Below are 13,267 nucleotides of genomic sequence, written 5' to 3'. Positions count from 1 at the left end.
CAAAGAAGCTGAATAATAATTTATTTGTATGTTACAATAGTATGGTTGTATTATACAAACAGATTGTTTTAATTCGAGGTGAACGCTAATGAAGCAGCTTTTTAACACATTACAGTCAATAGAGCGCCAACGTCAACGCTACGAGCGCCAACTCTATCAGCAGTTCAATTTCAATCACGCTGATGTCCGTTTATTAGAATTTTTACGCACAACAGCACAGACACTGACTGAATTACAGCAACTAACTAATTTAGATATATCGACCCTTAGTCGTCAGTTAACTGCTTTGACCCGCAAAAAAATGTTAGTTAAACAAGCTGACCAAAAAGATCAACGTAAACGTTATTTTGTCTTGACCGATTTTGGTAAAAATCAATTTATGACTTTCAATCAAGCTCGTACTAAAATGGAGACAGCAATTTTTGCTAATTGGTCGGCCGAAGAACAACAGCTACTCAGAGTGCTCTTGAAACGCTTGTTAAGTAGCACCCAACGGCTGACCCCTGCTACTGACCACGCTAGTAGGTGAGCAGTGGGGTGAAGCAACATTAAAATTTTAAGGTTTCGGCTGTGAGTTACTAGATATTATGGTATAGTTATTTAGATAATGAAAACATTAAAGTAGGTGTCCTATTATGAAAATTGCTGTTGTGACGGACAGTACAGCGTACTTACCCCAGCAATTGATCGATGAAAATGATATTACGGTTGTTCCACTACCCGTAGTTCTAGATGGTCAAACCTATAATGAAGGTGTTGACATCTCTTCCGCTGACTTTTACGAAAAATTACGGCATTCAGAATCGTTTCCTAGTACCGCGCAGCCTTCAATTGGTGAAATGGTCTCCCTGTATGAACATTTAGGCGACCAAGGCTACGATACCGTCATCAGCATTCATTTGGCGAGTACAATTTCTGGCTTTGTTAATAATCTTAAAAATGCTGCCCAATTAGTTAAAAATACCCACGTTATTCCGTATGACTCACAAATTACGGTTATTTTAATGGGTGAAATAGTACTTGCTGCCGCTAAAATGGCTAAAAAAGGCAAAACGGTTGAAGAAATCTTGGCGCGCTTAGACGCATTACGCGAAACGACCAATGAATACTTTATCGTTAATGATTTACAGAACTTAGTTCGTGGCGGCCGCTTATCCAATGCATCAGCATTCCTTGGTAGTATGTTACGAATTAAACCGATTTTAACTTTTGATGATAACTCACATAAAATTGTGGCCTTTGAAAAGATTCGCTCGTTAAAGAAGGCTTATACGCGTGTTGAGGAGCTTTTTGCACAAACGGTACAACATACCGACTATCCGATCCATGCGTACGTGATCCACGCTAATGATGAAGCAGCAGCCATCGAGTGGCGAGATCAGTTAGCAAGTAAGTACCCGCAAATTAAATTTGATATCAGTTATTTTGGTCCAGTGATTGGCGCGCATCTAGGTGAAAAAGCAATTGCCATTGGTTGGCTCAAAGACGAAATTATTTGATGCAAAAAGACACATTAAAAGACACATTATTGTGTCTTTTTTATTTACCGTTCAAATCTGATTTTGACAGGGGAGTCCTAAAAAAAGTAACTAAATAGAAAGCCTAATATCAATTTAATTATCCTAGTTTACATAATATATATTATACAAAGTAGTGCTATTTGAATTCTATACTAGAGAAACTAGCTGTTTTGGGCAAAAAAACAAACTTAGTCCTGCATCAACTAAGTTTGTTTGCTGTACTTTTTACGCTTGTTCAAATGCTGCTGTTAATTGTGGGACAACTTGTTTCTTCCGTGAAACGACGCCTGGTAAAACTAAACGTTGTTGTGCGTTCAGCTTCTGTTTAAAGGCCGTTTCAACTGGTGCAATTGGATCACCGATCACTAAAGCTTCAGTATCGCTGTTAAGGATATTAGTGACCATCAAGAAGAACAAATCATAACCATTAGCGGCTACAGCTGACTTAATAGCTGTTTCAAACTCTGGTTGGCGCTTGAAGATATCGTTAACGTCAACTGTGTTGATTTGAGCTACACGAACGTTTTTACCAGCTAATGTAAATGATTTAGCGTCAGCATCGATTAAATCTGCTGCTGATTTGCTATCAACGTTAGTACCAGCACGTAATTCTTCTAAACCGTATTTATTAGCATCAATACCAGCAATTGTTGCCAATTCCTTGATTGCTTTTTTGTCTTCGTCAGTTGTTGTTGGTGATTTTAGTAATAAAGTATCTGAAATAATTGCTGATAACATTAAACCAGCAATTTGCTTAGGAATTGCTACGTTGTCTTCATGATACATTTTAGTAATGATCGTGCTTGTGCAACCAACTGGTTCAGCACGATAAAATAAAGGACTAGTCGTCTCAAAATTAGCGATTCGATGATGATCAACGACAGCAACGACTTCAACCTGATTACGGTCGGCAACACTTTGCTGCGCTTCATTATGGTCAACTAAAATGACTTCTTTAACTTCATTAGCAACAGTTTCAACGACTCGTGGTGCTTCAACGTTGAAATAGTCCAAAACATACTTAGTTTCATCGTTTGGTGTGCCTAATGCAACGGCCTCGGTATTAGCACCTAATTCGTTCAACAAGTGGCTATAAGCCATTGCAGCAACGATTGCATCTGTATCTGGATTTTGATGGCCAAAAACTAACTGTTTGTTCATATGAAAAACACTCCCTATTAATTTGTGAACGCAACACTTTATAAAGTGTCTTTTGGGGGCAACACACTAAATCCACATGAAAATCAGTCTCCATGTGGATTTAACTCAGCTAACCCAAGGTCCGTTCCATACCTACCCAACTACGTTATTAGCAGTTGGTATTGCTACTAATCGTAATTAATTATAGCACGGTGGCTATCTGGTATGGCAAGTATCTTGGTATTTTTTAATTATTGCGCCCTACTTATTTTCAGTGGTTTCTTTAAGTCGTGAGATATAGTCTTGTGCATCCATATAGTCATCAAACGCATTTAAGAAACTAGCAATGCGCGGAATTTGATCCTTATCCTGACGGAAAACAAACGCTAGATCAAAGCGAATCGCTGGGTCAAAAGATGCGACGTATGAATCAATTTCATCCTGATGCGCCTGAACAAACGAGTTTGGTAACGCCGTATACGTTTTGGTTGAATGAGCAAAGCGTAAAATTTGATTAGGTGTGGTGAAATGAGCCACAATATTTGGTGCATCCACCATCTGGTTCTTGTAAGACTCATTGATCAGCGAATTAAGATAATAACGTTCCGGATAAGTTACCCAATTATTATCAATCGTATCCTTGTACTTGATCTTCTTACGCTTAGCTAATTTTTCGTTGTAATGTAAGAATAATAAGTCTTCATTTAGGATCTTCTTTGACTTATAAGGTTTCCAATTTTTGATACTATCATCTGGTAAATACATCACAGCTAAGTCAATTTGGTTAGTTTCTAAGCGTTCCCAAATTTCTTTACGCGTTAACATATGAAAACTTAATTCGATTTCTGGATTTTCTTGATAATAACGAATCGCAAAATCCTCTAGTACACGATCTTCAATTGAAGCTAATAAGCCAATCGAAATTTTACCTTGAGTGGCACTAGTCGTTTGTTGAATTTCATCAGTTGCCTGGTTTAATAACTCATAAATTTCGTGAGTAGTTTGTAGCATTGTCCGCCCAGCATCTGATAAATGTAGCTTTTTGCCCACTGAATAAAATAGTGGTGCTTCAACGCTACGCTCCAACTTTTTAATTTGTTGAGTCAGTGCAGGCTGCGTAATACCAAGCAGCTGAGCAGCTTGCGTGTAATTCATCGTTTCAGCTAACTGTAAAAAATATGTTAATGTTTTTGATGAAAAAATATTTTCCTGTTTGGTTTTCAAAACGTGAATCCTCCTTTAATATGCTTATATTAATAATAACCTAAAGCTTAACAGATTAACAATTATTTCATTTTAAAATTTAGCAGGTAGAAGCCGACGTACTGCAGATTATTATACAATAATTTACAAACTAAAATGTGACGATAACGTAAATTTTTCTCTAAAAAAATAGTAACCTCACCCACTCGACTAGTTTACTGAACTAATAAAGTAGATGCTGCTACTATTATAAACTAAAATTACTAATTATGCTTTAGGATAATTCGGATAATTTTTATAATTTGTGTAATCAGTGGTATGCAATAATTTTTCAGCATTTTTAACCCGTGCCTGAGTTGGTGGTTCGATGCCGTCTAATGGGTAATCAATGCCTAATTCTTTGTATTTGGAGACACCCATTGTATGGTATGGTAAGACTTCAACTTTATCCACGATTGGGGCAATTGTTTTAATATAATTGCCTATTTGGATCAATTCAGTGTCGAAGTCAGTCCGCTGTGGAACAAGGACATGCCGGATCCAAACATGTTTATTATTTTCTAGCATGTAACTCAACATATCAAAAATGTTTTCGTTACTCCAGCCAGTTAAACGTTTGTGCTCACGTGGATTGATTTGCTTAATATCAACTAATGAAACATCTGTGTAGCGCATTAGTTCTTCAAACTTACCAAACCATGGTTGCTTACGCGTAAAGGGTTGACCACAAGTATCTAGACAAGTTTTGATCCCCTTAGCGTGGGCTTTTTTAAATAAATCAATCAAAAAATCGATCTGCAATAAGGCTTCACCACCACTTGTAGTAATCCCACCCTGCTTGCCCCAGAATGCTTTATAGCGCTCTGCATCGGCTAAGACTTGATCCGCAGTTAATTCATCACCAACACCTTGATTCCAGGTGTCGGGATTATGACAAAATTGGCAACGCATCCGACAACCTTGTAAGAAAAGGACGTAACGAATACCAGGTCCATCAACTGAACCAAATGTTTCTATTGAATGCACATAACCAATTGGCGTTGTATTTTCGGCCACGGCTACTGATGATTGTTCTTGTTCAAAAATTTTCATCTTATCACCCCATCGTTTAAAACTATCATTCACTTTCTAGTAAAACACTTAAATCAAATTTAGGCGCTTTACTAGAAAGTGGATGAATCATGATCAATCCATCCACTTTCTAAAACGAAAACTATTACATTACATTGCTTCGAAGTATGTCCGCGAAATAACGTCGTCTTGTTGTTCCTTGGTCAAATCTGCGAAGTAGACACAGTAACCAGAAACACGAACCGTCAATGTTGGGTACTTTTCAGGATGTGCTTGAGCATCTTTCAATGTATCACGATTGAAGACGTTGATATTCAAATGCATACCTTTATTTTCCATGTAACCATCAACCATGTTAACTAAAGTATCTTCTTGGCTGCTAATATCATTCCCCAAGGTCCGTGGTGTAACCCCAAATGTATTGGAAATACCATCACGAGCGTACTTGTAAGGAATCTTAGCAGTTGAAAGCAAGGAAGCTAAGGCACCATTTTGTTCTGCACCATAGGCTGGATTAGCACCTGGTGAGAATGGTTCGCCGGCTTGACGACCATTTGGTGTAGTACCAGTGTTTTTACCATAAACAACGTTAGAAGTAATGGTCAAAACAGAAGTTGATAATTTAGCACCATGATATAAATGATGTGTGTTCATCTTGTCAAATAATTTCTTAACTAACATCTTAGCGATATTATCAGCACGATCATCATTGTTACCATAACGTGGGTAATCATTGTCAGCCTTGAAGTCAACAGCGATACCATCTTCGTCACGGATAATTTTAACGTGACCGTATTTGATTGCTGAAAGTGAATCAGTGGCATGTGATAAGCCAGAGATACCAGTAGCAAAGGTATAATCTAAGCGTGAATCTTTCAAGCATAATTGTTCAGCTTCATAATCATACTTATCATGCATATAATGAATGGCATTTAACGCATTAACATATACGTCAGCAACCCAGCTTAATTGACGATCAAACTTAGTCATAAAGTCATCATAATCGATGTATTCAGACTTAATTGGTTCAGCTGCTGGGCCAACTTGTGCCTTACCCAATTCATCAACACCACCATTGATGGCGTATAAAACGGTTTTAGCCATGTTAGCACGTGCACCGAAGAATTGAACACCACCAGCAATTGGTTGTGCAGATACACAGCAAGCAATACCGTAGTAATCAGTACCCCATTCATTACGCATCAATGAATCATTTTCATATTGAATTGTTGAACTATCAATTGAAACTTTTGATGCATAGCGTTTGAAGCCGTCTGGTAAGCGTTTGTCCCAAAGTAACGTAATGTTAGGTTCAGGCGCAGCACCCATGTTGTCTAAAGTTTTCAAAACACGGAAACTTGTCTTATTAACATGATGACGACCGTCCATACCAACACCAGCCATTGACAATGTTGCCCAGATAGGATCGCCAGAGAACAAATCATTGTAATCAGTTGTCCGGATAAAACGAACCATCCGTAACTTCATAACAAATTGGTCAATTAATTCTTGTGCTTGCTTTTCATCGATCAAACCACGATCAAGATCACGTTGGATAAAGACATCCAAGAATGAGTCGATCCGGCCAACAGACATTGCAGCGCCATTTTGTGTTTTAACTGCGGCTAAATAACCGAAGTAAACCCATTGAACAGCTTCTTGTGCTGTCTTAGCAGGTTTTGAAATATCGAAACCGTAGCTAGCAGCCATTTTCTTCATGCCTTTTAAGGCCTTAACTTGTTCAGCAATTTGTTCACGTAAGCGAATGACATCATCAGTCATTTCACCATCACCGACATTATCATGATCAGTTACTTTTGCTTGGATCAAACGATCGATCCCGTATAAAGCAATCCGTGGTAAGTCAGGAATGATCCGGCCACGACCATATGCATCAGGAAGACCAGTGATGATCTTATAATGACGAGCTTTACGCATATCTGGTGTATAAACGTCAAATACACCAGCGTTATGAGTTTTACGCCATTCAGTAAAGATTTGATGCATCTTAGGATCTGTCTTAAAGCCATAAGCTTCTAGTGCATCTTCAGCCATACGAATACCACCATAAGGCATGAATGCGCGTTTCAAAGGTTTGTCAGTTTGTAAACCAACGATTTTTTCTAAATCTTTTTCAATATATCCAGGGCCATGTGAAGTTAAAGTTGCTGGAACGTCATTGTCAGCGTCAAGGACACCGCCGGCTTCACGTTCTTGTTGCTTCAAGGCCATAACTTTATTATTTAAGGTTGTGGTTGCTTCAGTTGGGCCAGCTAGGAAACTTTCGTCACCATCGTATTGTACCAAGTTTTGCTGGATGAAATCACGGACGTCGATAGAATCTTGCCAGTCACCGCCGTTAAATCCTTCCCAATAATCAGTTGTCGTGTCATTTGCCTGGAGCTGTTTCATAATTAGTGCCTCCTTAAATGTCAAGCGTCGTTTCAAGCGTTGTTAATGTAACAGTTTTCATAAGTTAGTATAACATAAAGTGTTCGTTATGCAAGCCCTTACGCAAATAAATTTTTAGTTTTTTTAGTGAATTTTTTTTGAACAAACCCAATCATGGCAACCAAAGCGTTTGTAGCTGATAGCATTAATTATTTTCTGTTGGCATAATTTATTTTAATCTCTGTCCTATATTTTTATATAACAGTGTCGTTGAAGACTATAACAGTTCAAAAAAAAGCAATCACAGTTGTGATTGCTTTTTTTGGTTTATTCATCTTGTGTGAAAGTTATTTCTGGGTACCCCGTCACCGGTGTACCAACCTTTTCAGTATCTAATACAAAAGAACCATTGGAGTAACGATCACTAATTGGATGGTCACTCGGTGTGATTAAAATTGTTTGGTGCGCATCAGTTTTAACAATTAATTTACCACCGGAGGCTAATGGGCCTACCATAATTTGAACACGATGCGGATTGCGCTTGAGTTCACGTAGCAGCAACATACCCCGCCGTGCACGACTTGTTTCCGTGATTTCTTGAACATCCATTCGTTTCAAGGCACCGCGCTGAGTAATGATCGTCACTGGAGTTGCTTGCTCTCGTGGCACTAAGATAGCGTTGACCACATAATCATCTGGCTTAAGTGCCATTGATTTAGTCCCAGCGGCTTTTGCACCAACAACGGGTACTTCGCTTAAGCGATAACGCAAGCCATAACCAGTGTGACTTGCCAAGAACACGTCATCTTGTTCCACTTCGTCAGGTTGAATATACTTAATGTCAGTGACAAAAGCATCGGGGTTCTTTAATCGCATCGCAACTGCAGCGCGTGATTTATAAGTACGGCCAGGCAAAAATTCGCTAAATTCGGTTTGTTTAATATAACCATCAGTTGTCATAAGTACAAAATGACCAACCTGTTTTAATTCGCTAAAAGCAAAAGTTTGGATAATCGCTTCATCGGTCGCTAAACCAATTGTTTGCGAAATATGCTCACCGGTATCTTTCCAACGTGCATCGCTTAGTTCATACACTGGCCGATAGATAACATGGCCTTTATTCGTAAACATGAATAAATGATTTAGGGTGCTTAACTGCTGCTGGAAGGTTAAGAAATCTTCTTCTTTTAAGCCGTTATCATCATCAGTTGATGAATTATATGAACGCAAACTACTGCGCTTTAGATAACCATCATGACTCACAGCAACAACTACCGCTTCATCAGCAACCACAACTTTGGTGTCCACTTTCAAGGCTTCAATTTCTGCTTGAATTTCGCTTAAACGCTTAGTCCCGTAATCACGATCGATTTGGCGTAACTGGGCCTTGAGTACACGTCCTAATTCCTTTGGATCAGCCAATATTTTTTGTAACTTAGTGATTTGCTGATCAAGCTCAGTCTGTTCCTTTTGTAATGCAGTAATATCAGTATTGGTCAATCGATATAATTGCAGTGAAACAATGGCTTCAGCCTGTGGTTCAGTGAATTGAAAAGCAGTCACCAAATTATCTTTAGCGTTCTTTTTGTTTTTACTTTGGCGAATGACCTGAATGACCTGATCAAGAATTGATAATGCCTTGATCAAGCCTAAAACAATGTGCTGCCGGGCTTGCGCTTTATCTAAATCAAAATGGGTCCGCCGTGTAATGACGATCTGTTGATGCTCTAAGTAGGCCATTAACAACTGTTTTAAGCCTAATTGATCAGGTCGTTGATGATTGATCGCCACCATATTAAAGTTATAGGCCACTTGTAAATCGGTATTCTTTAATAAATACGTGAGGATACCTTGCGCGTTAGCCCCTTTTTTTAGTTCAACCACAATTGATAAGCCACGGCGATCAGATTCGTCACGAACTTCTGAAATACCATCAACTTTTTTCAAAATACGTAACTCATCAATCTTTTTAACTAATTGTGCTTTGTTAACTTCATAAGGTAATTCACTAATCGCAATTTGCTCACGACCACCGCGGAGTGTCACCATCTCAGTCCGCGAGCGGACAATAATTCGACCACGACCAGTTTCATAAGCTTGCTTAATGCCATCGATACCTTGGATAATACCACCAGTTGGAAAATCAGGCCCTTTGACGAAGGTCATTAATTTTGCCAAATCAGCATCAGGATGGTCTAACAAATAGACCAACGCTTGAATGACTTCACTAAGATTATGCGGTGGAATTTCGGTGGCATAACCAGCGGAAATTCCGGTGGCGCCGTTAACCAATAAATTGGGAAAGCGAGCTGGCAATACAGTTGGTTCTTCTTCAGTGTCGTCAAAATTAGGCACGAAGTCCACTGTTTTTTTATCAATATCTTGCAGCATTTCACCAGCAATTTTACTGATCCGCGCTTCAGTATAACGCATTGCTGCTGGTGAATCGCCATCCATTGAACCATTATTACCGTGCATATCGATCAATGGTGCCCGCAGCTTCCAACTTTGACTTAGGCGCACCATTGCTTCGTAAATACTAGAATCGCCATGGGGATGAAAATTACCCATCACGTTACCGACTGATTTAGCCGACTTACGAAAACCTTTATCATAAGTATTGCCGTCTTTGTTCATCGCGTATAAAATACGCCGCTGAACGGGCTTCAACCCATCACGAATGTCAGGTAAAGCCCGTTCCTGGATAATATATTTTGAATAGCGACCAAAACGGTCACCCATCACTTCTTCTAATGTTAATTCTTGAATATTCTGTCGTTGATTGCTCATCTACTCACTCACTTTGCTGCTTGATCTGGGGTATCGGATTCTACATTAGTGGCCGTATGGTTGGCTGTTTTTGTTTCCAAAATACTGCCTTCTTCAGCCATTGAAAATTGGACATGACTTTCGATCCATTTTCGCCGTGGTGCAACCTTGTCACCCATTAAAGTGGTAACACGTCGTTCTGCTAGAGCAGCATCATCAATACGGACACGAATTAACGTCCGCGATTCAGGATCCATTGTCGTTTCCCATAATTGGTCCGCATTCATTTCGCCTAAACCTTTATAACGCTGCAAATTAGCGCCTTTACCAAAAGTTTTCATCTCAGCAGCTAATTCTTCATCAGTCCAAGCATACCGGGTTTTAATGCTCTTACCGCTCCCTTTTTGTAAACGATATAGCGGTGGTAGCGCAATATAAACCTTACCTGCCTCGATCAATGGCTTCATATAACGATAAAAGAAGGTCAGTAATAAAATCTGAATATGGGCACCATCGGTATCGGCATCGGTCATGATGATCACTTTATCGTAATTACTATCTGCGACTGAAAATTCTGGTCCGACACCAGCACCAATTGTATAAATCATGGTGCTGATTTCTTCATTTTTTAAAATATCGTCCATTTTCGCTTTCTGGGTGTTAATGACCTTACCACGTAATGGTAAAATCGCTTGAAATTTGCGATCACGGCCTTGTTTAGCTGAACCACCGGCCGAATCACCTTCGACCAGATAAAGCTCATTACGCTTGCTATTACGCGACTGTGCTGGCGTTAATTTACCCGATAATAAACGTTCAGTTTTCTTTTTTCGCTTACCATTGCGGCTATCATCACGTGCTTTACGGGCTGCTTGGCGGGCTTCACGTGCTTTTAGCGCCTTTTTGACCATCATTTGCGCAAAATCGCCATTTTCTAACAGATAATAAGCTAGTTGTTCGCCGATGACGTTATCGACTGCCGCACGAGCTTGCGGGGTGCCGAGCTTGCCTTTTGTCTGCCCTTCAAACTGCAATATTTCTTCAGGAATACGAATTGAGATCACCGCAGATAGCCCTTCACGGACATCGCTACCTTCTAAATTCTTATCTTTTTCTTTGAGCAAATTCAATTTACGCGCGTAATCATTAAATGAGCGGGTCAAGGCTGTTTTCATACCAGCTTCGTGGCTACCACCGTCATTAGTGCGCACGTTATTAACAAAGGAAAGGATATTCTCGGAATAGCCATCGTTATATTGACCAGCAAATTCAACTTGAATCCCATCTTTTTCACCAGAGAAAAACATTGTTGGACCCAAAGTGTCCTTATCTTCGTTTAGATAGTCAACAAATTCTTTGATGCCATCCTCATAATGGTAAATTTCTTGTTGACCATCACCGCGTTCATCAGTGAAAATAAATTTTACATCGCGCAACAAAAAAGCTGACTCACGAATTCGTTCGGCTAAAACACTGTAGTTAAAATTAACCGTAGTGAAAATAGTTGGGTCAGGTTTAAAAGTAATCGTTGTGCCAGTAGCTTCACGTGTCTTCCCTAATTTCTTTAAGGTGCCAACTGGCTGGCCGCCATTACGAAACTTCTCTTCAAATTTTTTGCCATCACGAACAACTGTTGCGGTCATTGACTCGGATAGCGCGTTAACAACGCTTGAACCGACCCCATGTAAGCCGCCAGAGGTTTTATAGCCACCTGCCTGGCCAAACTTACCACCAGCATGTAACACCGTCAGAATAACTTCAATCGTTGGAATACCTGACGCGTGCATACCAGTGGGCATACCCCGGCCAAAATCACGAACGGTCACGCTACTGTCTTTATGGATCGTAATGTCAATTTCTTTACCATAGCCGGCTAAAGCCTCATCGACAGCATTATCGACAATTTCGTAAACTAAATGGTGTAGTCCCTTACTATCAGTTGAACCGATATACATACCAGGACGCTTACGAACAGCTTCTAATCCTTGTAGAACCTGAATCGAAGCGTCATCATAAGCCGTTTGGACTTCTTTCATCAAACAAAAACTCCTTTGCCGAATTAATTCATGATTAAATGTGAATCGTGCGCATCTTTTTAACTAATCTGATCAATTCACGATCAGTTGGCGCCTATTGCTCTAGCACTTTAGTGACAACTTGTGCGAGCTTAATTAAAAACATAAGTAGACATGATACAAGATACTATCTTACCTTATGCGAATTCAATTGAAAAGTCAAAGTAAAGAACAAATGTTCGTTAACCTATTTTAACACAGATTATCACGTCGTGTGGATAAATTATTTTTTTCAGCATGCAACTGGCCTATTTGTACACCAAGCCAATACAAGAAACCACCAAAAACAGGTTTAAATTGCCACAAAAACAGTAGACTATAGCTAGTCAATCTGAAAAATGATAAAATACAGACTAACAAGTAAAACACGCAATTATTTGCTCATCATCGCTTATGAGGAGGCACTATTTTGAAACTTGCACTAATGCTGGTGTGCGCCTATCTGCTAGGATCGATTCCTTCTGGTTTATGGCTAGGACGGCGCGTTTATCACAAAGATATTCGTACACTGGGAAGTGGCAATATCGGCACCACGAATACATTCCGCGTTCTTGGTAAAAAAGCAGGGTTGATCGTCTTATTTATGGACATGTTTAAAGGCACCTTTGCAGCTGCACTACCGTATTTTTTCGGTAGCTTTAGTCACCCATTTTACAGTCCAATTTTAATTGGTTTAGCCGCTGTTGTTGGCCACAGCTTTTCAATCTTTGATCATTTTCGTGGTGGTAAGGCTGTTGCTACCAGTGCCGGGATGGTTCTAGCCTATAATCCACTATTTTTCTTGCTGTGCTGGTTAGTCTTTGGTAGCTTGGTTTACTTCACTCGGATGGTTAGTGTTGCCAGTATGCTAGGTATGGTGATCATTTTTGGGCTTTCATTTTTCTTTCATGATGCATTGCTTAGTGGTGTTGCGTTTGTATTAATGTGTTTCATCATTTATATGCACCGGGATAACTTCAAACGTATTCGCAATGGCACCGAGAGCAAGGTTCCTTTTGGCTTCGGCTACCATAAAAATTCATCCAAATAAAAACGAGGCATTATGAAGTGAACCCCCGGTATTGGACCAGAATCCAATACCGGGGGTTTTACTATGAC

9 protein-coding genes are annotated in these 13,267 nt (G+C 39.6%); 3 read left to right on the top strand and 6 right to left on the bottom strand.

The genetic code is table 11. The features are described from left to right. Positions 1–88: 88 nt before the first annotated feature. Together EKM80_RS03880 and EKM80_RS03875 are read left to right on the top strand one after the other, a co-directional pair. Positions 89–529, top strand: a complete 441-nt coding sequence (locus EKM80_RS03880) for a MarR family winged helix-turn-helix transcriptional regulator (protein WP_125551812.1) — start codon at positions 89–91, stop codon at positions 527–529. Between the two features lie 106 nt (positions 530–635). Further along, entirely contained in the window at positions 636–1,499 is an 864-nt protein-coding gene (locus tag EKM80_RS03875; RefSeq protein ID WP_125551811.1) for a DegV family protein, read from the top strand. Between the two features lie 246 nt (positions 1,500–1,745). Here the strand turns inward: EKM80_RS03875 and EKM80_RS03870 are convergent, their stop codons facing one another. The 6 genes from EKM80_RS03870 to parE form a co-directional block, all read right to left on the bottom strand. Next, complete coding sequence (locus tag EKM80_RS03870; RefSeq protein ID WP_125551810.1) at positions 1,746–2,681, bottom strand: manganese-dependent inorganic pyrophosphatase; 936 nt, start codon at positions 2,679–2,681, stop codon at positions 1,746–1,748. Between the two features lie 240 nt (positions 2,682–2,921). Further along, positions 2,922–3,884, bottom strand: coding sequence for a LysR family transcriptional regulator (locus EKM80_RS03865; RefSeq protein ID WP_125551809.1), 963 nt, complete (start codon positions 3,882–3,884; stop codon positions 2,922–2,924). Positions 3,885–4,130: 246 nt separating this feature from the next. After that, positions 4,131–4,955 carry a pyruvate formate-lyase-activating protein gene (gene pflA, locus EKM80_RS03860; RefSeq protein WP_125551808.1) on the bottom strand — a complete coding sequence of 275 codons (825 nt, stop codon included), beginning with the start codon at positions 4,953–4,955 and terminating at the stop codon, positions 4,131–4,133. A 129-nt stretch (positions 4,956–5,084) separates the two neighbouring features. After that, positions 5,085–7,346 (bottom strand): formate C-acetyltransferase, encoded by a 2,262-nt coding sequence (gene pflB, locus EKM80_RS03855; protein ID WP_125551807.1) that lies wholly within the window; start codon positions 7,344–7,346, stop codon positions 5,085–5,087. 306 nt (positions 7,347–7,652) lie between these two features. Further along, on the bottom strand, positions 7,653–10,115 hold the full coding sequence (gene parC / locus EKM80_RS03850; protein ID WP_125551806.1) for a DNA topoisomerase IV subunit A: 2,463 nt from the start codon (positions 10,113–10,115) through the stop codon (positions 7,653–7,655). A gap of 8 nt (positions 10,116–10,123) precedes the next feature. Beyond that, positions 10,124–12,130, bottom strand: a complete 2,007-nt coding sequence (gene parE, locus EKM80_RS03845) for a DNA topoisomerase IV subunit B (RefSeq protein ID WP_125551865.1) — start codon at positions 12,128–12,130, stop codon at positions 10,124–10,126. 463 nt (positions 12,131–12,593) lie between these two features. Between parE and plsY the strand changes: the two genes are divergently transcribed. Beyond that, positions 12,594–13,199, top strand: a complete 606-nt coding sequence (gene plsY, locus EKM80_RS03840) for a glycerol-3-phosphate 1-O-acyltransferase PlsY (protein ID WP_191985926.1) — start codon at positions 12,594–12,596, stop codon at positions 13,197–13,199. Positions 13,200–13,267: the final 68 nt, after the last annotated feature.

This window comes from Loigolactobacillus jiayinensis (assembly GCF_003946445.1).
GTDB classification, from domain to species: domain Bacteria; phylum Bacillota; class Bacilli; order Lactobacillales; family Lactobacillaceae; genus Loigolactobacillus; species Loigolactobacillus jiayinensis.
This window is presented reverse-complemented; position numbering and strand designations above follow the sequence as displayed.